Origin of the sequence: Streptomyces niveiscabiei (assembly GCF_033794345.1) — a bacterium.
GTDB lineage: Bacteria > Actinomycetota > Actinomycetes > Streptomycetales > Streptomycetaceae > Streptomyces > Streptomyces niveiscabiei.
Genome location: NZ_JARAYJ010000037.1, coordinates 24,487 through 45,634, shown reverse-complemented (window position 1 = coordinate 45,634; position 21,148 = coordinate 24,487). Strand labels below are relative to the sequence as shown.

General features: G+C 71.3%; 16 protein-coding genes, 1 tRNA gene and 1 pseudogene. 14 read left to right on the top strand and 4 right to left on the bottom strand.

What is annotated here, in order from left to right:
* Window positions 1-17: 17 nt before the first annotated feature.
* The 4 genes from PV682_RS35495 to PV682_RS35480 all read right to left on the bottom strand — a co-directional run bounded on the left by PV682_RS35495 (window position 18) and on the right by PV682_RS35480 (window position 4,296).
* Window positions 18-1,907, bottom strand: a complete 1,890-nt coding sequence (locus PV682_RS35495) for a WD40 repeat domain-containing protein (protein ID WP_319735868.1) — start codon at window positions 1,905-1,907, stop codon at window positions 18-20.
* A 608-nt stretch (window positions 1,908-2,515) separates the two neighbouring features.
* On the bottom strand, window positions 2,516-3,298 hold the full coding sequence (locus tag PV682_RS35490; protein ID WP_319735867.1) for a hypothetical protein: 783 nt from the start codon (window positions 3,296-3,298) through the stop codon (window positions 2,516-2,518).
* Window positions 3,299-3,458: 160 nt separating this feature from the next.
* Complete coding sequence (locus PV682_RS35485) at window positions 3,459-4,031, bottom strand: NADPH-dependent FMN reductase (protein ID WP_319735866.1); 573 nt, start codon at window positions 4,029-4,031, stop codon at window positions 3,459-3,461.
* A 193-nt stretch (window positions 4,032-4,224) separates the two neighbouring features.
* Window positions 4,225-4,296, bottom strand: a tRNA-Arg gene (locus tag PV682_RS35480).
* Between the two features lie 151 nt (window positions 4,297-4,447).
* Here PV682_RS35480 and PV682_RS35475 point away from each other — a divergent pair.
* From PV682_RS35475 to PV682_RS35410, 14 genes and pseudogenes are all read left to right on the top strand, one after another.
* Window positions 4,448-4,897 (top strand): annotated as a pseudogene (locus PV682_RS35475) (response regulator); the annotation flags it as partial.
* 838 nt (window positions 4,898-5,735) lie between these two features.
* Window positions 5,736-6,944: an ArgS-related anticodon-binding protein NrtL gene (gene nrtL, locus PV682_RS35470; protein ID WP_319735865.1), complete on the top strand. Its 1,209-nt coding sequence runs from the start codon at window positions 5,736-5,738 to the stop codon at window positions 6,942-6,944.
* 58 nt (window positions 6,945-7,002) lie between these two features.
* Window positions 7,003-8,394, top strand: coding sequence for a diaminopimelate decarboxylase (gene lysA / locus PV682_RS35465; protein ID WP_319735864.1), 1,392 nt, complete (start codon window positions 7,003-7,005; stop codon window positions 8,392-8,394).
* Window positions 8,395-8,530: 136 nt separating this feature from the next.
* The gene (locus tag PV682_RS35460) at window positions 8,531-9,823 is read left to right on the top strand and encodes a homoserine dehydrogenase (protein ID WP_319735863.1); all 1,293 of its coding nucleotides are present in this window, start codon (window positions 8,531-8,533) and stop codon (window positions 9,821-9,823) included.
* Window positions 9,824-9,829: 6 nt separating this feature from the next.
* Window positions 9,830-10,888 (top strand): threonine synthase, encoded by a 1,059-nt coding sequence (gene thrC, locus PV682_RS35455; RefSeq protein WP_055720578.1) that lies wholly within the window; start codon window positions 9,830-9,832, stop codon window positions 10,886-10,888.
* Window positions 10,889-11,135: 247 nt separating this feature from the next.
* On the top strand, window positions 11,136-12,071 hold the full coding sequence (gene thrB / locus PV682_RS35450) for a homoserine kinase (RefSeq protein ID WP_319735862.1): 936 nt from the start codon (window positions 11,136-11,138) through the stop codon (window positions 12,069-12,071).
* Window positions 12,072-12,464: 393 nt separating this feature from the next.
* Window positions 12,465-14,477, top strand: a complete 2,013-nt coding sequence (rho, locus tag PV682_RS35445; protein WP_319735861.1) for a transcription termination factor Rho — start codon at window positions 12,465-12,467, stop codon at window positions 14,475-14,477.
* Window positions 14,478-14,645: 168 nt separating this feature from the next.
* The gene (locus tag PV682_RS35440) at window positions 14,646-15,737 is read left to right on the top strand and encodes an LCP family protein (protein ID WP_319735860.1); all 1,092 of its coding nucleotides are present in this window, start codon (window positions 14,646-14,648) and stop codon (window positions 15,735-15,737) included.
* Between the two features lie 368 nt (window positions 15,738-16,105).
* A complete protein-coding gene (rpmE, locus tag PV682_RS35435; protein WP_055720582.1) occupies window positions 16,106-16,330 on the top strand; it encodes a 50S ribosomal protein L31 in 225 nt (74 codons plus the stop codon).
* 110 nt (window positions 16,331-16,440) lie between these two features.
* Window positions 16,441-17,517: a peptide chain release factor 1 gene (gene prfA, locus PV682_RS35430; RefSeq protein ID WP_055720583.1), complete on the top strand. Its 1,077-nt coding sequence runs from the start codon at window positions 16,441-16,443 to the stop codon at window positions 17,515-17,517.
* A 27-nt stretch (window positions 17,518-17,544) separates the two neighbouring features.
* Window positions 17,545-18,390 carry a peptide chain release factor N(5)-glutamine methyltransferase gene (prmC, locus tag PV682_RS35425; protein ID WP_055720584.1) on the top strand — a complete coding sequence of 282 codons (846 nt, stop codon included), beginning with the start codon at window positions 17,545-17,547 and terminating at the stop codon, window positions 18,388-18,390.
* Window positions 18,391-18,430: 40 nt separating this feature from the next.
* Complete coding sequence (locus tag PV682_RS35420; protein WP_319735859.1) at window positions 18,431-19,078, top strand: L-threonylcarbamoyladenylate synthase; 648 nt, start codon at window positions 18,431-18,433, stop codon at window positions 19,076-19,078.
* Window positions 19,079-19,124: 46 nt separating this feature from the next.
* Window positions 19,125-19,784, top strand: coding sequence for an arsenate reductase/protein-tyrosine-phosphatase family protein (locus PV682_RS35415; protein WP_319735858.1), 660 nt, complete (start codon window positions 19,125-19,127; stop codon window positions 19,782-19,784).
* 57 nt (window positions 19,785-19,841) lie between these two features.
* Window positions 19,842-21,083 (top strand): serine hydroxymethyltransferase, encoded by a 1,242-nt coding sequence (locus PV682_RS35410; protein WP_319735857.1) that lies wholly within the window; start codon window positions 19,842-19,844, stop codon window positions 21,081-21,083.
* The last annotated feature ends 65 nt before the right edge of the window (window positions 21,084-21,148 follow it).

Below are 21,148 nucleotides of genomic sequence, written 5' to 3'. Positions count from 1 at the left end.
CTGTGGGTGCGGTTCGCTCACGGCATCGTCTTCTGCCGGGGCACGATCAGGTCGCGTACGCGCGTCAGCGGGGCCTTGCGGTCCTCGGTGGCCGTCAGGAAGACCCGGATCCAGCCGCCCCGGCCGCCGGCCAGCAGCACCTGCTGTCCCCCGTCCCCGAACGGCACCGCCGCGAGCGCCTTCGCGAAGTCCGGAAGATCCTCCACCAGAGCGACGATCTCCGTCGACTCCCGCTCGTACACGGAGAGTTGGGCGCCGTACGACACCGCGTACACCATGTCGCCCTGGAACGCGCCGTTCTCGACGGTGTTGTCGAGCAACTCCGTCCAGCGGTGCGTCACTTCACCCGTCAGCAGTGAGAGGCGCTTCACGCCGTTCTCGCCGGTGATGATCAGGTGGTCGGCGTCCTCGGCCCACATCCGCTTCGGGTACTCCTCGGTGTCGAACTCCCGCAGCACCGCGTCCCCTTCGGCCGCGTACACGCTCACGAGGCCGGTGCTGGAGGCGATCACCCGCTCGCCGTTCGGCAGATAGCAGCCCGCCCACGCGGAGGCCCGGCCGATGTCGATGCGGGCGATCAACTCGCCGGTGCGCGCGTCGAGTTCGTCCACGCCGTCGTTGTGGCAGGCCAGCAGCCGGGAGTGGTCCGCCGACCCCGACACGGTGTGCGCGAGCGCGGCGACCTGATGCCGCCACAGCTGCGTGCCGTCGCGGTCGGTGCGGAACACCCACTGGTCGCGGGTGACACCGGCGTACCCGCCGGGGAGCGGGACGACGCGGCGCGTGAAGCCCATGCCGTGCACGTGGTGCGCGCGGGTCGCGAGGTACGGCTCGCCCAGGTTGTCGGCGAGGACGGCCAGCACGGCGACACCGTCGTCCGTCGCGACGTACAACTCGTCCGAATCCAGGGCCGGTTGGATGTCCCACACGCACTGCCGGCGGAACGGGGCGCGGGCCAGCGTCGTCGTGCCGTCCGCGGTGAGCCGGCGCAGGTCGCCGTCCTGGGTCAGCGTGTAGATCGAGCCGTCGTCGTGCACCGCGAAGTCCGTGAGCTGGTGCGTGAATCCGGCGACCGTCGAGCCGACCTTCAACTCCGGCGTGCTGTTGTCCAGCAGGTGCAGGACGCCGTCGAAGCCGCCGACGTACACGGTCCGGTGGTCCGGCGAGAACGCCAGGAACTCCACATCGTCGCGGGCCAGCAGGAGTTGACCGGTCACGTTGCCCTGCGCGTCCAGCGTCAGGACGCCGTTGGCGATGTTGTTGTTCTCGTCGACGCCGTCGTCCTGCGTCGCCCAGAAGCGGTCGTGCAGCGGGTCGTACAGGATGCGGTGGATGTTCCCGCCGTCCGCCTGCACGACGGTGGGGAAGTCCAGGGTCTCCAGGTCGCCGAGGAACACGCGCCCGGCCTTGTCCGAGGCCGCGTCGATGCTCGGGTGGTCCTGGCAGAACCACTCCAGCGGCACGTGGCCCGCGAAGTTCGGCTCGATGCGCTCGACCGCGAACGTCTCCAGGTCCAACACCGCCATCTGGCGGTACCCGTTGTTCATGTAGACCTTGCCCTTGTGCACCGTGATGCCCCGGCTCATCACCGGCGACGGCTCCTCGCCGTCCAGCAACTCCCCACGATTGGCGGTCCGGTCGGCATCGAGCACGTCGACGAGCTCCAACGTGTCAAGTCGCCACCGCAGCAAGGTCCCTCGCTTGTCGCGGCCCACCACCCAGCCGTCGGCCTCGGTGATCGTGTACACGGGCGCGTGCCCGGCGACGACGCTGCCGGTCGGCGCGGGCGAGGAACGCAGAATGCGCAGGTCGTCGTCCAACAGGTGGATGCGGCCGGTGACATCGGCGGCCAGCAGCCCGGCTCCCGGTACGTGCACGATCCGTACGACGCGGTCGGTCAACTCCATCTCAGGCTCCTTCAAAGGATGTTCGGCAGTACGGGAGACGGCTGTCACAGCCGGCAAACACAGTGGCGGGCACCGCGCCAAGCGCCGTGCCCGCCACGGAGAAGGGGCCTCGCCTTAGGCGGCGACGGCCTTGCGGGAGCTGACGCCCCGGCGAACCGGCTTGCGGATCATGGCAGTACCTCCTTCACGCATCTCGTAGGGACGGGGGAGTACGACCGTCAGGCGGACACGGCCTTACGGGCGCTGACACCACGGCGAACCGGCTTGCGGATCATGGCTGTTCCTCCTTCCCTGCCCTCGAAGAAACGGAGGACGGTCCTCAGACCGCGGACTTCCGGGCGCTGACGCCCCGACGAACGGGCTTGCGGATCATGGCAGTACCTCCTCCCACCACTCGTCCTCGCCGCCGTCACCCGGCGACACCCCAAAGGTGCCGCCCGCCCTTACCGAACGGATCCCGATGCGTTCCCCGCCGGGGGAGGGGGGCTGGTAGGGGGACCTGAGAGTTACGCCGTGAGGACTACCCCCTGGGTACGACGACCCCGGTACGACGATGAGGCGGCCACCGCCGGTCCGCGGAGCCGCCCCTTCCCCCCACCCCACCCCGATCAGCCCCGCGACTCCCGTACCCGCCCCGCGAGTTCCAGCGCCCCCTCCACCGACTCCGCCCCCAGCACCACCTGCCCCCACCCCCCTGACACCGCGACCGCGAACCGCCCCGCCCGTACCGGCGCCACCTCCCGCCCGGCGAGCACCTCGAACGCGTCCCGCACCGGATCCCGCCCCGCGGCCACCCGCACCAACCCCGCCACCACCCCCTCCGCGACGACGGTCCGGCACCCCGTGGTGACGGGCCCCCGCGGCGTGAGCACGACGAACGTGTGCGCGGGCCCGTACTGATACCCGGCGAGATCGAGCAACGCCCCCACGGCGGACCGTAAGGTCGCCGCGACACCCCCACCGACCGGCGCGGGAAACAACACCCCGTACGGCGTCTCGACGCTGATCCCGACGACGTGATGCATCCCGTGCACGCTCAACGTGTCGACCCGGAACCGCTCCCCACCCCCCGAACCCCCCACCCCCGCAAGTCCGTTGACAGCCCCCACCCGCCGCACCGCCCCCGCGTCCCCCAACAACCGCACCGCACCAGCCGGATTGACACACAGCCCCGCCTCCGCGGCCACCCCGACCGCCTCCGCCAACGCGCCCTCGTCCCGGAAGTCGACGACCATCAACCGCTCGGAGAGATCCCCGAGTTGACCCCCCGAGGGGCATCCCTCCGCATCGCACAACGACCACACCCGGAACCCCGCCGCGCCCGCCGCCCGCACGACCTCCACGGACGGTCCGACGAGCAGGATCCGGGACTGCCGGGACGGTTCACTCATGACGACGGCTTTCGCGAGAAGAAGGGAGGAGGAAGAGGAGGAAAGGGAGGAGGAGAAGGGGCGCGCAACGACGCCAAAAGCCGGGCCCGGACGCCGGCTTGCCGTCCGTGCCCGGCCACAGACCGGTGAAGGGATCGAGCGATGAAAGAGACGAAACGGGTCAGACAGTGATCGAGGCGGCACCCCGCCCGGCCGCCTCCAACGCGGTCCGCACCAGACTCTCCAACTCGGCCAGCACCCCAGGGTCCTCGAACTCCCCCTCGATGGTGACCAGTTCCTCCGCATGGGCGACAGCCACCGGCGGATGCTCCACGACAAGAGCCCCCGCATGCCCGAGCACCTCGACCAGCCCGGCCTGAGCGTCGACAGCCCCGCGCGGCCCGGGCGAAGCACTGGCGACAGCCACGACCCGCCCGTCGAGGCAGCTCTCCCCGTAGGGCCGCGACAACCAGTCCACAGCGTTCTTCAACACCCCCGAAGCCGCCCCGTTGTAGGACGGCGTGCTCATCAACACCACATCCGCACCAGCCACTTGCTCCCGCATCCGCACCACCGCCTCGGACCCGTCCACCGCATCCAAGTCCTCGTCGTAGAACGGCAGTTCCCCCGGCCGCACCACCACAGCCCGCACCCCACCGAACCGCTCCGCCACAATCCGCCGCACCGTCGCCACGACAGCCGAGTTGTACGACCCACCCCGAACACTCCCGGACATAAGCACAATCTCGGTCACTTCACCCTCCCTCTCAGCCCGAACGATTCCCCCGCACCCTAAAAACCCCGGATTCCGATCCGTTCCCGGTCCGGTACCGCCCCTGCTCCTCCGTGCTCCCGGCGCACAACCAGCCATGAACAACGCAAGAGGGCGGGAGCCAGTAAGACTGACTCCCGCCCTCTTCGTATCGGCATCCGCTGCAATCAGCGAGTGCCCCCGGCAGGATTCGAACCTGCGCACACGGCTCCGGAGGCCGTTGCTCTATCCCCTGAGCTACGGGGGCTTTGTCGGCGAGGTGTTGCTCGCGGCGACGGACAGAACACTACCAGCTCGGGTGGGGTGGTCCCGAACGGGTTTGGGGGAGGGGGCGCACGTAGGGGGTGGAAGTGGGGAAAAGCCGGACGCGGTGGCCGGTGCGGACCTACTCTCAAGGGGTGCCAGGCGCGTCGGGGCGGGTGCTTGTTGTGGACGACAACAAGGTCATCCGGCAGCTGATCAGGGTCAATCTCGAACTGGAGGGGTTCGAGGTCGTGACCGCGTGCGACGGTGCCGAGTGTCTGGAAGTCGTGCACGAGGTACGGCCGGACGCGGTCACCCTCGATGTCGTCATGCCCCGGCTGGACGGGCTGCGTACGGCCGCGCAGCTCCGTGCGGATCCCCGTACCCGTGATCTTCCGCTGGCCATCGTCAGCGCGTGCACCCCCGACGAGGTCGACGCCGGGCTCGATGCCGGGGTCGACGTGTTCCTGCCGAAGCCGTTCGAGCCGGCCGACCTCGTCGACGTCGTACGCAAGCTCGTACGCCAGGGGCGGGGGCAGGGTCAGGGGTACGTCGGTCCCGGCGCGGCCCCCGTACCCGCCGCCGGGCCGGACGCGTCCGGCGAGATCACCGGTACGACGGGCTCCGGCGACCCCGACGACTCCCCCGACCACGGCACGGCCACCCCCGACGGCGCCGGCGACCTGGGCACCCTCGACAACCGCGGCCGGCACAGCCGCCCCGACGCCTCCGCCCAGCCGACCGCTCTCGACAGCCCCCGCGACCCGGCCACCCCCAGCAACTCCGGCGAGCCGGGCTCCCTCAGCGACCCCGGCGACTTCGCCACTTCCCACACCGTCGGCGACCTCGCCGTCCTCGACGCCCCCGGCGATCCAGCCACCACCGCCCCCCAGAACCTGACCACCCCCCACCACGGCGACGAAAAACGCCCCGCCCAGAGCGGCAGTTGACCCCCGCTCCCGCCCGAACCCGGCGACGAAAACACGCTGCACAGCGCACACGCCGCCCGCAGAAGACAATGCCCTTCGCCGAACCCGGCGACGACAACCAGGCCGCGCACTGCACGCGAACCAGGCCGCTCACTGCACGCGTCACCCCCAACCTTCCGGCGACCCCGGCGACCCCGGCGACCCCGGCGACCCCGGCGACAACAATCCCGCTGCCACCGAGCCCCGTCCCGGCCGCGCCCCTCCTCTCCCCGGCCCCCGCCTCGCCCCCGTCCCCGCACCCACCCCGATCAGCTCCCCATCCCCGTCCCTCACCCCCCCCGCGCCGACCCTGGCAACGAAACCCCGCCCCCACCGAAGACACCACCCCCCGCCGCCCAGGCAACGAAACCCCGCCCACCCCCGAATCCCACCCCCGACCCACCCCCTGTCCACATCCCGGAACCCCGCCCAACCGACTCGCCTCCCCACCCCCCTCCTCGCCTACGCTTGCCCCGTGACCCCCCTGGAGCTCTCCGACACCGTCCTGCGCGCCGTCCGGCACGCGGTGGACGCCGGTGAGTTGTGGGTCGAGATTCCGGCGCGGGCCCCTGTGACACCCCCCGGCCCAGGCGGCTGCGGCGACTACGCGACGCCGATCGCCCTGAAGCTGGCCCGCCCCGCAGGCCACCCCCCACTGAAGGTCGCCGAGATCCTCCGCCCCCACCTCGCGCAGGAGGAGGGCATCAGGGATGTGGTCGTCACACCCCCCGGCTTCCTGAACATCACCCTCAGGGAAACGTCCTTGGTCGAGGAGATCCTGGCGAGGGGCCCGAGATACGGGTACGCGGACACCCCCAGCACCTCCGGCACCCTCAGCACCTCCGACGCCCCCAGCACCCCCACCGTCCACCTCCACGCCCCCGACGAACCCCGAGCCCTGGTCGTACTGGACACCCTGGCCCGAGTACTCCGCTCCCAGGCCACCCCGGTCCACACCTCGTGCGCCACCCGCCCCACCCCGGACCTGACCTCGACCCTGGGCATCGAGATCGACACGTACGGCCCCCCGCCGCCGAACGCGGTGACCATCCGCCCGGTCCCCGCCCCCCTCCCGGACACCCCGCCCTTCTTCCCCCTGGGCAGGGACGCCACCCGCTGGGCCCTCCTCCACCCGGCACTGCACGACCACCCCCACCTCACGGGCGACCACCTGGCCCAACGCGAGACGAACCCCCTGTTCCGGGTCCGCTACGCGTACGCCCGCACCCGAGCCCTGACCCGCAACGCCGCGGCACTGGGCTTCACGTCGAAGCCCCCGACACTCGAACCGGAACCCGGCGTGAGGGCAAGACCCACGGACGGCCCCGCCGAAACCCACCGGACAGCCACCCCCGCCCCCCGGGACACCCCCGCCCCCCGGGACACCCCCGCCCCCCGGGACACCTCCACCCCCCGGGACACCCCAACTCCCCTCCACCTCCTCCTCGCAGACCACCCCCGCATCCTCACCACCACAGCCACCCACCACACCCCCCACCGCCTCACCCACCACCTCCTGGCGATCGCGGACGCCCTCCTCCCCCTCCTCCCCGCTGTCCTCCCCACCGGCGAGGAGAAACCCGAGGCCGCCCACTGTGCCCGGCTGGCGCTCGCCGAAGCCGCCGGGGCGGTGCTGGCCGGTGGCCTGTCCCTGCTCGGCATCGACGCTCCAGAGCATCTCTAGAACGCCCCGCCCAGAACGCCCCGCCAAGAACGCCCCGATAAGAAAGCCCAGAACGAAGATGAGCCGTTCCGCACACCCCGCCGGGCCCCGGCACGCCGACGTCCTGCCGGAGGGGCATTACAGCGCCCCGCCCGCCGACCTGAACACGCTGGACAGGAAGGTGTGGGCGGAGACGGTCGAGAGGGACGAGGACGGAGTCCTCACCGTCGGAGGCATCCCGGCGACGCGCATCGCCGAGGAGTTCGGCACCCCGGTGTACGTCCTGGACGAGACGGACTTCCGGGCCAGGGCAAGGGCCTGGCGCACGGCGTTCGGCCCGGACGCGGACGTCTTCTACGCCGGCAAGGCGTTCCTGTCGAGGGCGGTCGTGCGCTGGCTGCACGAGGAGGGCCTGAACCTCGACGTCTGCTCGGGCGGCGAACTCGCGACGGCCCTGTCCGCGGGGATGCCCGCTGAGCGCATCGCGCTGCACGGCAACAACAAGTCCGTGCAGGAGATCCGCAGGGCGATCGAGGCCGGGGTGGGCCGGATCGTGCTGGACTCCTTCCAGGAGATCGTCCGCGTCGCGCACATCGCGAGGGACCTCGGCAGGCGCCAGAAGGTGCAGATCCGGATCACGGTCGGCGTCGAGGCCCACACGCACGAGTTCATCGCGACGGCCCACGAGGACCAGAAGTTCGGCATCCCGCTGGCCGGCGGCCAGGCCGCCGAGGCCGTACGCCGCGCGCTCCAGCTCGACAGCCTGGAGCTGATCGGCGTGCACAGCCACATCGGCTCGCAGATCTTCGACATGTCCGGCTTCGAGGTCGCCGCGCGCCGCGTCGTCGGCCTGCTGAAGGAGATCCGCGACGAGCACGGCGTCGAGCTCCCGGAGATCGACCTCGGCGGCGGCCTCGGTATCGCGTACACCAGCGACGACGACCCCCGCGAGCCCCACGAGATCGCGAAGGCGCTCAACGAGATCGTCACCCGCGAGTGCGAGGCCGCCCAGCTGCGCACCCCGCGCATCTCCGTCGAGCCGGGCCGCGCGATCGTCGGCCCGACCGCGTTCACGCTGTACGAGGTCGGCACCCTGAAGCCGCTGGACGGCCTGCGGACGTACGTCTCCGTGGACGGCGGCATGTCGGACAACATCCGCACCGCGCTGTACGACGCCGAGTACAGCGTGGCCCTCGTCTCGCGGACGTCCGACGCCGAGCCGATGCTGTCGCGCGTGGTCGGCAAGCACTGCGAGAGCGGGGACATCGTCGTGCGGGACGCGTTCCTGCCGGCCGACCTGGCGCCGGGCGACCTGCTCGCCGTACCGGCGACGGGCGCGTACTGCCGGTCGATGGCGAGCAACTACAACCACGTGCCGAGGCCCCCGGTGGTGGCGGTCGGGGACGGGCGGGCGAGGGTCATCGTGCGCCGGGAGACAGAGGAAGATCTTCTGAGGCTCGACGTCGGCTGACGATCACGGGAGAATCTCCTGTCGGAACCGCTCAGGGAAATGAAATAGACGTCTCACGATCCGGACCCGGGGCAAAAACCGCGGTCCGGTGGGTGAGACTGGTCGAACCGTAGACCGTATGAGGAAACGAGGTCGCATGATGCGTACGCGTCCGCTGAAGGTGGCGCTGCTGGGCTGTGGAGTCGTCGGCTCAGAGGTGGCCCGCATCATGACGACGCACGCCGACGACCTCGCCGCGAGGATCGGCGCCCCCGTGGAGCTGGCCGGGGTCGCCGTGCGCCGCCCGAGCAGGGTCCGCGACGGCATCGACCCGGCGCTGGTCACGACGGACGCGACCGCGCTCGTCAAACGCGGTGACATCGACGTCGTCGTCGAGGTCATCGGCGGCATCGAGCCGGCCCGCACCCTCATCACGACCGCCTTCGAGCACGGCGCCTCGGTCGTCTCGGCGAACAAGGCGCTCCTCGCGCAGGACGGCGCGGCGCTGCACGCGGCGGCGCAGGAGCACGGCCGTGACCTGTACTACGAGGCGGCCGTCGCCGGCGCGATCCCGCTGATCCGCCCGCTGCGCGAGTCGCTGGCCGGCGACAAGGTCAACCGCGTGCTCGGCATCGTCAACGGCACGACGAACTTCATCCTCGACAAGATGGACTCGACCGGCGCCGGCTACCAGGAAGCGCTCGACGAGGCCACCGCCCTCGGGTACGCGGAAGCCGACCCGACCGCCGACGTCGAGGGCTTCGACGCCGCCGCCAAGGCCGCGATCCTCGCCGGGATCGCCTTCCACACCCGCGTGCGCCTCGACGACGTCTACCGCGAGGGCATGTCCGAGGTGACCGCGGCGGACTTCGCCTCCGCGAAGAACATGAACTGCACGATCAAGCTGCTGGCGATCTGCGAGCGCGCCGCCGACGGCGGTTCGGTCACCGCGCGCGTCCACCCCGCGATGATCCCGCTCTCCCACCCGCTCGCCTCCGTGCGCGGCGCCTACAACGCCGTCTTCGTCGAGTCCGACGCGGCCGGCCAGCTCATGTTCTACGGCCCCGGCGCGGGCGGCGCGCCCACCGCCTCGGCCGTGCTCGGCGACCTCGTCGCCGTGTGCCGCAACCGGCTCAGCGGGGCGACGGGGCCCGGCGAGTCGGCGTACGCGGCCCTGCCGGTGTCGCCCATGGGCGATGTCGTGACGCGGTACCACATCAGCCTCGACGTGGCGGACAAACCGGGTGTACTCGCCCAGGTCGCGACCGTGTTCGCCGAGCACGGGGTGTCGATCGATACCGTTCGTCAGCAGGGCAAGGACGGCGAGGCGTCTCTCGTCGTCGTCACCCACCGCGCGTCCGACGCCGCCCTCAGCGGGACCGTCGAGGCGCTGCGCAAGCTCGACACTGTCCGCGGTGTCGCCAGCATCATGCGGGTTGAAGGAGAGTAACCAGCAATGACCCACCAGTGGCGCGGAATCATCGAGGAGTACCGGGACCGGCTGCCCGTCTCCGCCGGCACGCCGGTCGTGACGCTCCGCGAGGGCGGCACGCCTCTCGTCCCCGCGCAGGTGCTCTCCGAGCGCACCGGCTGCGAGGTCCACCTCAAGGTCGAGGGCGCGAACCCGACGGGGTCCTTCAAGGACCGCGGCATGACCATGGCCATCTCCAAGGCCAAGGAGGAGGGCGCGCAGGCCGTCATCTGCGCCTCCACCGGCAACACGTCGGCCTCCGCCGCCGCGTACGGCGTGCGCGCGGGCATGGTCTCCGCCGTCCTCGTGCCGCGCGGCAAGATCGCGCTCGGCAAGATGGGCCAGGCCCTCGTGCACGGCGCGAAGATCCTCCAGGTCGACGGCAACTTCGACGACTGCCTCACCCTGGCCCGCGACCTGAGCGACAACTACCCTGTCGCGCTGGTCAATTCGGTCAACCCGGTGCGCATCGAGGGCCAGAAGACCGCCGCCTTCGAGATCGTCGACATGCTCGGCGACGCCCCCGACATCCACGTCCTCCCGGTCGGCAACGCGGGCAACATCACCGCGTACTGGAAGGGCTACAAGGAGTACGCCGCCGACGGCGTCGCCTCCCGCACGCCCCGCATGTGGGGGTTCCAGGCGTCCGGCTCGGCGCCGATCGTGCGCGGCGAGGTCGTCAAGGACCCCTCGACGATCGCGACGGCGATCCGCATCGGCAACCCGGCCTCCTGGGAGTACGCGCTCGCCGCGCGCGAGGAGTCCGGCGGGTTCATCGACGAGGTGACGGACCGCGAGATCCTGCGCGCCTACCGGCTGCTGGCCGCGCAGGAGGGCGTCTTCGTCGAGCCCGCCTCCGCCGCCTCCGTCGCCGGCCTCCTCAAGGCCGCCGAGCAGGGCAAGGTCGACCCCGGCCAGCGCATCGTCTGCACCGTCACCGGCAACGGCCTCAAGGACCCCGACTGGGCGGTCGCGGGCGCCCCGCAGCCGCTGACGGTCCCCGTCGACGCCGCCGCGGCGGCGCAGAACCTCGGTCTCGTCTAGGGGTTCCCCCGTCAGGGGTGCACAGGGGGCTTACGACACGCATCGTGCGCCTCCTGTGCGCCCTATGTCGCCGCAGAACCTTCCTTCGATAGGCTGTAGTGAACCCGCCCGCTGCATATGCACCGCGGATGCCGGGCTGCCGCGCCGTCGCCGCAGCCCCGGGGGGTCTCACCGCACGTCAGTCCCCGAACGTCGACGTCGCCGCATGACAATCGACAGTTCCGCAGCTCAAGGAGTTCATCGAGCGATGGCCGGTCCCGCCTTCCGCGCCGCCGCCGTCCGGGTGCGCGTCCCCGCCACCAGCGCCAACCTCGGGCCCGGCTTCGACGCCTTCGGCCTCGCGCTGGGGCTCTACGACGACGTCGTCGTCCGGGTGGCCGACTCCGGGCTGCACATCGACATCGCCGGAGAGGGCGGTGAAACCCTCCCGCGCGACGAGAGTCACCTCCTCGTCCGGGCCATGCGCACCGCCTTCGACGCCCTCGGCGGACAGCCGCGCGGCCTGGAGATCGTCTGCGCCAACCGCATCCCGCACGGCCGCGGCCTCGGCTCCTCCTCCGCCGCGATCTGCGCCGGCATCGTCGCCGCCCGCGCCGTGACCATAGGCGGCGAAGCCCGCCTCGACAGCGCCGCGCTCCTCGAACTCGCCACCGAGATCGAGGGCCACCCCGACAACGTCGCGGCCTGCCTGCTCGGCGGATTCACCCTTTCCTGGATGGACGGCGGCGCGGCCCGCGCGATCCGTACCGAGCCCGCCGATTCCATCGTTCCGGTGGTTTTCGTGCCCGCGAAGCCGCTCCTCACCGAGACCGCGCGCGGACTGCTCCCGCGCACCGTCCCGCACGTCGACGCCGCCGCCAACGCGGGCCGTGCCGCCCTGCTCGTCGAGGCCCTCACCCGGCGCCCCGAGCTGCTGCTGCCCGCCACCGAGGACCGCCTCCACCAGGAGTACCGCGCCCCCGCGATGCCGGAGAGCGCCGCCCTCGTGGAGCGGCTGCGCGCCGACGGCATCCCCGCCGTGATCTCCGGCGCGGGACCCACCGTGATGGCGCTGGCCGACGCGGAATCGGCCGACAAGGTCGAGGCGTCGGCGGGCGCGGACTGGGCCGCCAACCGGCTGGGCCTGGACCTTCAGGGTGCGAGCGTATTGCCGCTCGCACCGGCCGGCGACCTCCACGCATAAGACATCGCGTGAATCGTCGCCGGATTTCGAGAGGGGGAATGTTTGTTGGATCCGGTAGTGTTAACCTCAAGTCTGCACCCGACCCCACCATGGCGAGGTGCTTCACGTCCCCGTCCGGGACAGACATTCTTCCGGGAGCTCCCCAAGCCGCATTGCGTTCCGTACCACGCACCTGGGCAGTGCGCTGTACATCGACGCTGAGTGGCCCACAGGGCACGCTCCGGAACAGGTGCGACCCCTGATCTGTCGGGGGAGCGCCATCACCAGAAACCTCATCCGCCGCTCCGGCGGATTACCGCCCCGGCTCCGTCCACACCAATGGGACAGGAACCGGACAGCACAACCGGTCGCCGAGCCAGACAGGCCGACGTCCGCTCCAGGGAAGGACCCTTCGTGAGCGACACCACCGATCTGATGGGCGCACGTGTCGAGGAGACCGCTGCCGCGCCCGCCACGGACGCCTCCGCGCCTGCCGCCGGTGCCGGCTCCCGGCGGCGCCGCGGTACCGGCCTCGAAGGCATGGTGCTGGCAGAGCTTCAGCAGGTCGCATCCGGCCTCGGTATCAAGGGCACCGCGCGGATGCGCAAGAGCCAGCTGATCGACGTCATCAAGGAGGCGCAGGCCGGCTCGGGCGCCGCCGCCCCGCAGGCCGAGGCGCCTGCCGAGAAGCCCAAGCGCCGCGCCACCTCCCGCGCCCGTACGGCCGAGGAGGCGCCGGCCGTCAAGGCCGAGGCGCCCGCCGCCGAGCCGGCCCAGCAGCAGATCGACATCCCCGGCCAGCCGGCCGGTGACGCGCCCGTCGAGCGCCGTGGCCGCCGCCGCGCCACCGCCGAGGCCGGCGCCCCCGTGGCCGCCGCGTCCGTCGAGACGGTCGCCGTCGAGGCGAAGACCGAGCCCCGGGCCGAGACGCCCGTCGCCGAGCGCCCGCAGGCCGACGCGGGTGACGGCGAGGGCCGTCGCCAGGGCCGCCGCGAGCGCGGTCGCGACCGCGGTGAGCGGGGCGAGCGCGGGGACCGCGGCGACCGCGCCGACCGGCGCGGCAAGAGCGACGACCAGCAGGGCCAGGGCCGCCAGGAGCGCCAGCCGCGCCAGGACCGGCAGGAGCAGGGCGGCCGTCAGGACCGCCAGCAGCGCGACAACGGCCCGCGCCTCGACGAGGACGACGACTTCGACGGTGGCCGCCGGGGCCGCCGGGGCCGCTACCGGGACCGCCGCGGGCGTCGCGGGCGCGACGAACTCGGCGCCCCCGAGCCGCAGTTGGCCGACGACGACGTCCTGATCCCGGTCGCGGGCATCCTCGACATCCTCGACAACTACGCCTTCATCCGCACCTCGGGCTACCTGCCCGGCCCCAACGACGTGTACGTCTCCCTCGCCCAGGTCCGCAAGAACGGCCTGCGCAAGGGCGATCACGTCACGGGCGCGGTCCGCCAGCCCAAGGACGGCGAGCGGCGCGAGAAGTTCAACGCGCTCGTGCGCCTCGACTCCACCAACGGCATGGCGCCCGAACACGGCCGTGGCCGCCCGGAGTTCAACAAGCTGACGCCGCTGTACCCGCAGGACCGGCTCCGCCTGGAGACCGACCCGGGTGTGCTGACCACGCGGATCATCGACCTCGTGTCGCCGATCGGCAAGGGCCAGCGCGGGCTGATCGTGGCCCCGCCGAAGACCGGCAAGACCATGATCATGCAGGCCATCGCCAACGCGATCACGCACAACAACCCCGAGTGCCACCTGATGGTCGTCCTCGTCGACGAGCGTCCCGAAGAGGTCACCGACATGCAGCGGTCGGTGAAGGGCGAGGTCATCTCCTCGACCTTCGACCGGCCCGCCGAGGACCACACGACCGTCGCCGAGCTCGCCATCGAGCGCGCCAAGCGGCTGGTCGAGCTGGGCCACGACGTCGTCGTCCTGCTCGACTCCATCACGCGTCTGGGCCGTGCCTACAACCTCGCGGCGCCGGCCTCCGGGCGCATCCTGTCCGGTGGTGTCGACTCGACCGCCCTCTACCCCCCGAAGCGCTTCTTCGGCGCCGCGCGCAACATCGAGGACGGCGGCTCGCTGACCATCCTCGCGACCGCGCTCGTCGACACCGGGTCCCGCATGGACGAGGTGATCTTCGAGGAGTTCAAGGGCACCGGCAACATGGAGCTCAAGCTCGACCGGAAGCTCGCCGACAAGCGGATCTTCCCGGCCGTCGACGTCGACGCGTCCGGTACCCGCAAGGAAGAGATCCTGCTCGGCAACGAGGAGCTGGCGGTCGTCTGGAAGCTGCGCCGGGTGCTGCACGCGCTCGACCAGCAGCAGGCGATCGAACTGCTCCTCGACAAGATGAAGCAGACGAAGTCGAACGCCGAGTTCCTGATGCAGATCCAGAAGACGACGCCGGGCAACGGCAGCGACTGACGGCAGGTCTCCGAGAACGGTCACCCCTCGTGTGCGAGGGGTGACCGTTTTTCTGTCTTTTTCCTGTGTTTTTGATCGGCTCTGGCGACTTGTGCAACCCTGTCCGGAGTTTCCCCGTCTGATCTGGCGGAGTGATGATGAGACGAGGCAGAAGAGAGCCGAGGAGACATGCCCGCCGAGAGCACGCCTGACATACTGGGGAACAGCCACCGCAAGCCCAAGAGGCGGCGGGGGCTGGTGGTCGCGGCGTGGGTCGCCGGGGGGATCCTCGTCCTCGGGGGGACCGGGGCGGGATTCCTCTACGTCAAGCTCAACGGCAACATCAAGAGCGTCGACATCGACCAGGCGCTCGGTACGGACCGGCCCGCCAAGACCGACAACGGGTCCGAGAACATCCTCGTCCTCGGGTCCGACTCGCGGTCCGGGGCCAACAAGAAGCTCGGCGGGGGCACCGACGACGGCAGCGCACGCTCGGACACGGCGATGATCGTCCACGTCTACGAGGGGCACAAGAAGGCGAGCGTCGTCTCCATCCCCCGCGACACCCTCGTCGACCGGCCCGCCTGCGCGGACGCCCGCGGGGTCACCCACGATGCCGCGCGCGGGGTGATGTTCAACACCGCGTACACCACCGGCGGGGCGGCCTGCGCGGTCAAGACCGTCGAGTCGATCACGAACCTGCGCATGGACCACTACCTCGAAGTCGACTTCTCCGGGTTCGAGAAGCTGATCGACGAACTGGGCGGGGTGCGGGTCACGACCACCAAGGCGATCAGCGACAAGGACAGCCACCTGAACCTGGCGGCGGGCACGCACCGCCTGAACGGCGAGCAGGCCCTCGGTCTCGTCCGTACCCGCCACGGCGTCGGCGACGGCTCCGACCTCGGCCGCATCCAGCTCCAGCAGGCGTTCATCAAGGCCCTGGTCAACCAGGTCGGCTCGATCGGCCTCTTCACGAGCCCCACGAAGCTGTACGACCTCGCGGACACGGCCACGAAGGCGGTCACGACCGACTCCGACCTCGGCTCGGTCAACTCCCTGATGTCCTTCGCCAACAGTCTGAAGGGCATCAGCTCCTCCAACATGACGATGGTCACGATGCCGGTCCAGTACGACCCGGCGAACCCGAACAGGGTGATCATCGCCGAGACCAAGGCGGCCCAGGTCTGGACAGCCCTGAAGACGGACCAGCCGACCCCGAAGACGGCCACGGAGGGGACGGCGACGGGGGAGGCGAACGGGGTGGTGACTTCCTCGTGAGTGGCGACTGCGGGCCGGATGTGGTTGCTCGCGCAGTTCCCCGCGCCCCTGAAAAACTCGCAGTCGGCCGTCTGACAACGAACCCGCACCCGCCTGTCTTTTAGGGGCGCGGGGCTGTTTCTGATCTGCGGCTACCGCCGCGTGGGCGCGATCAGCCACAGCGAGCCCGCAGCCGCCCGTCTTTTAGGGGCGCGGGGAACTGCGCGAACGGCCACAGCGAACCTGCACCCGCCCCCCGGGAATAGTTCACCACCACCCCCGGTTTGGGCGTATGGCACCAGTCCTGGCAGACTGGTACGTCGGCCCCGGTTCACGCCCCGCAGCCGCGGAAGCGACCCGGTGCCCTCCCGTAAATCTAGGAGAATCCCTTGAAGCGCGACATCCACCCCGCGTACGTCGAGACGCAGGTCAGCTGCACCTGCGGCGCGTCGTTCACGACTCGCAGCACCATCGAGTCCGGCACCATCCGTGCGGACGTCTGCTCCGAGTGCCACCCGTTCTACACGGGCAAGCAGAAGATCCTCGACACCGGTGGCCGTGTGGCCCGCTTCGAGGCCCGCTTCGGCAAGGCCGCCGCAGGCTCCAAGAAGTAGCGAGCCCCTCTTCGCCGGTCCACGGCAGCGCTCCCGCCAGGGGGTGCTCCCGGGACCGGCGTTTTTGGTCGCCGCCCACTTCACCGTCGTAGGAATCACAGGAGCCCAAGATGTTCGAGGCCGTCGAGGAACTGGTCACGGAACACGCCGAGCTGGAGACGACGCTCGCCGACCCGGCGGTCTTCGCCGACCAGGCGAACGCGCGCAAGCTGAACAAGCGCTACGCCGAGCTGACCCCGATCGTCGCGACGTACCGCTCCTGGAAGCAGACCGGCGACGACATCGGGACGGCGAAGGAACTCGCCGCCGACGACCCGGACTTCGCGGCCGAGGTCAAGGAGCTGGAGAAGCAGCGCGAGGAGCTGACGGAGAAGCTGCGCCTGCTGCTGGTCCCGAGGGACCCCTCGGACGACAAGGACGTGATCCTGGAGATCAAGGCGGGCGCGGGCGGCGACGAGTCGGCGCTGTTCGCCGGCGACCTGCTGCGCATGTACCTGCGGTACGCGGAGCGCGTCGGCTGGAAGACCGAGATCATCGACGCCACCGAGTCGGAGCTGGGCGGCTACAAGGACGTCCAGGTCGCCGTGAAGACCAAGGGCGGCAACGGCGCCACCGAGCCCGGACAGGGCGTGTGGGCGCGGCTGAAGTACGAGGGCGGCGTGCACCGCGTCCAGCGCGTCCCGGCCACCGAGTCGCAGGGCCGTATCCACACCTCCGCCGCCGGTGTCCTCGTGACGCCCGAGGCCGAGGAGGTCGACGTCGAGATCAACCCGAACGACCTGCGCATCGACGTCTACCGCTCCTCGGGCCCCGGCGGGCAGTCCGTCAACACCACCGACTCCGCCGTACGCATCACGCACATCCCCACCGGCGTCGTAGCCTCCTGTCAGAACGAGAAGAGCCAGTTGCAGAACAAGGAGCAGGCGATGCGTATCCTGCGCTCCAGGCTGCTCGCCGCCGCTCAGGAGGAGGCGGAGCGGGAGGCCGCGGACGCCCGGCGCAGCCAGGTGCGGACCGTCGACCGCTCCGAGAAGATCCGTACGTACAACTTCCCGGAGAACCGCATCTCCGACCACCGCGTCGGCTTCAAGTCGTACAACCTGGACCAGGTCCTGGACGGCGACCTCGACGCGGTCATCCAGGCCTGCGTCGACGCGGACTCGGCGGCGAAGCTCGCGGCCGCGTAAGACCCTGACGAAAACCGGAGGACTCGCGTGAACCTGCTGCTCGCCGAGGTGGCCCAGGCCACCCAGCGGCTGGCCGACGCCGGTGTGCCCTCGCCGCGCACCGACGCGGAGGAGCTCGCCGCGTTCGTGCACGCGGTGAAGCGCGGCGAACTGCACTCCGTGAAGGACTCCGACTTCGACGCCCGCTACTGGGAGGCCATCGCCCGGCGCGAGCAGCGCGAGCCGCTCCAGCACATCACCGGGCGCGCCTACTTCCGGTACCTGGAACTCCAGGTCGGGCCCGGGGTGTTCGTGCCCCGGCCCGAGACCGAGTCCGTCGTCGGCTGGGCCATAGACGCCGTGCGCGCGATGGACGTCGTCGAGCCGACCATCGTCGACCTGTGCACCGGCTCCGGCGCGATCGCCCTCGCCCTCGCCCAGGAGGTGCCGCGCTCCAAGGTGCACGCCGTGGAGCTGTCCGAGGACGCGCTCGTGTGGACCCGCAAGAACATGGCCGGCTCGCGCGTCGACCTGCGCCAGGGCAACGCGCTCGACGCGTTCCCCGACCTCGACGGCCAGGTCGACCTCGTCATCACCAACCCGCCGTACATCCCGCTCACCGAGTGGGAGTACGTCGCCCCCGAGGCCCGCGACTACGACCCCGAGCTGGCGCTCTTCTCCGGCGAGGACGGCCTCGACCTCATCCGGGGCCTGGAGCGCACCGCGCACCGGCTGCTGCGGCCCGGCGGCGTCGTCGTCGTCGAGCACGCGGACACGCAGGGCGGGCAGGTGCCGTGGATCTTCACCGAGGAACTCGGCTGGGCCGACGCCGCCGACCACCCCGACCTCAACAACCGCCCCCGCTTCGCGACGGCCCGCAGGGCGATGCCGTGATGGGCGCTTCTTTCGTTTCCGAGCAGGAGGACCGCTAGACATGGCACGGCGATACGACACCAACGACGCGACCGACCGCACGACCGGTCTGCGCGAGGCCGCGTCCGCCGTCCGCCGGGGCGAGCTGGTCGTGCTGCCCACCGACACGGTGTACGGGATCGGCGCCGACGCGTTCTCCTCCGAGGCCGTGGCGGAACTCCTCGACGCGAAGGGGCGGGGCCGCAACATGCCCACGCCCGTGCTCATCGGCTCGCCCAACACCCTGCACGGGCTCGTCACCGACTTCTCCGAGCTCGCCTGGGAACTCGTCGACGCGTTCTGGCCCGGCGCGCTGACGCTCGTCGCCCGGCATCAGCCGTCCCTCCAGTGGGACCTCGGGGACACCCGGGGGACCGTCGCCGTGCGGATGCCGCTGCACCCGGTCGCCATCGAGCTGCTCACCGAGGTCGGGCCGATGGCCGTGTCCTCCGCCAACCTCACCGGGCATCCCGCGCCGGAGAACTGCGACGAGGCCCAGGGGATGCTCGGCGACTCCGTCTCCGTCTACCTCGACGGCGGGCCCACGCCCGGGAACGTGCCCTCCTCCATCGTGGACGTCACCCGTGAGGTGCCCGTCCTGCTGCGCGAGGGGGCCATCACCGCGGAGGAGCTGCGGAAGGTCGTACCCGATCTTGAGGTGGCGAATTGACGGGGCCCGGGTGCGGCGTCCTCCCGGCCGGGCTGGGGGGCACCCCATGCCGGGCATAGGCGGTGGGGAGTCGGCCGCCGAGATCACGACGACGTTCGGGTTCCCCCGGGACAGTTTCCGGATCCTGCACGTCAGCACCGGGAACGTGTGCCGCTCGCCCATCACCGAGCGCCTCACCCGGCACTTCGTCGCCGAGCGGCTCGGGATCCTCGGGGGCGGGCTCATCGTCGAGAGCGCCGGGACGTGGGGGCACGAAGGGGCGCCCATGGAGGCCAACGCGGAGGCCGTGCTCGCGGAGTTCGGGGCGGACGCCTCCGGGTTCACCGGGCGGGAGCTGCTCGACGAGCACGTCATCCGGGCCGACCTGGTGCTGACCGCCACCCGGGACCACCGGGCCCAGGTCATCTCCATGGGCCACTCCGCCGGGCTGCGCACCTTCACGCTGAAGGAGTTCACCCGGCTCGTGCGGGCCATAGACCCGGCGACGCTGCCCTCCCTGGACGAGGGCGTCGTCATGCGCGCCCGCGCGCTCGTACGGGCCGCGGCGGCCCTGCGCGGGTGGCTCCTCGCGCCCACCGCCGAGGCGGACGAGGTGCACGATCCGTACGGGGCTCCGCTGCCGTTCTTCCGGTCCATCGGGGACGAGATACACCAGGCGCTCGACCCTGTGGTGACCGCGCTCACGGGGGTGGCGGCGCGGATGTAGGCGCGGGGGTTTCGGCCTACATTGGGGATACGTCCGCTTCGAGGCTCGGAGCCTGCCATGGCCGTTTCCCTGTCGGGACCGCAGAGCGATGTCCTGCTGCGGCAGGACCCCGAGATCGCCGAGGTCCTGATGGGGGAGCGGCGCAGGCAGGCTTCCGGGCTGCAACTCGTCGCCGCCGAGAACTTCTGTTCGCCCGCCGTGCTGGCCGCGCTGGGTTCCGTGCTCGCCAACAAGTACGCCGAGGGCTATCCGGGGGCCCGGCACCACGGCGGGTGCGAGATCGTCGACGTCGCCGAGCGGGTCGCCGTGGAGCGGGCGAAGGCGCTGTTCGGCGCGGGCCACGCGAACGTGCAGCCCCATTCGGGCTCCTCGGCCGTCCTGGCCGCGTACGCCGCCCTGCTGCGGCCCGGGGACACCGTGCTCGCGCTCGGGCTGCGGGACGGCGGGCACCTGACGCACGGGTCGCCCGTCAACTTCTCGGGGCGCTGGTTCTCTTTCGTGTCGTACGGGGTCGACGCCTCGACGGGGTTCGTCGACCACGACGCCGTACGGGAGCTGGCCCGGGCGCACCGGCCCAAAGCGATCGTGTGCGGTTCCATCGCCTATCCGCGCCACCTCGACTACGGGTTCTTCCGGGGGGTCGCCGATGAGGTGGGGGCCTATCTGATCGCCGACGCCGCCCATCCCATCGGGCTCGTCGCGGGAGGGGCCGCGCCGAGTCCTGTGCCGTACGCCGATGTGGTGTGCGCGACCACGCACAAGGTGCTGCGGGGGCCCCGGGGCGGGATGGTGCTGTGCGGGCAGGAGCTGGCGGAACGGGTCGACCGGGCTGTTTTCCCGTTCACGCAGGGCGGGGCCCAGATGCACACGGTCGCCGCCAAGGCGGTGGCGTTCGGGGAGGCCGCGGGGCCCGGGTTCGCCGGGTACGCGCGGCAGGTGGTCGCCAACGCGCGGGTGCTGGCGGCGGGGCTGGCCGCCGAGGGGATGCGGGTCGTCACCGGGGGCACCGACACCCACCTGGTCGTCGTCGACCCGTCGCCGCTGGGGGTCGACGCGAAGGCCGCCAGGGGGCGGCTGGCGGCTGCCCGGGTGATTCTGGACTGCTGTGTTCTGCCGGGGGGCGGTGGGCGCGGGCTGAGGCTGGGGAGTGCCGCCGTGACCACGCAGGGGATGGGGGAGGCCGAGATGGCCCGGGTCGCCGCGCTGCTCGCGGGGGTGGTGCGCGGTGAGGTGACCGCGCGGAGAGGACGTGAGGAAGTGGAGGAGCTGGTCCGGGAACGGCCGCCGTATCCGGACTGAACGGACGGTCCGGGGCACACGTACAGAGGGGCACACAGCCGGACGTGCAACCATCGTGGCTACCC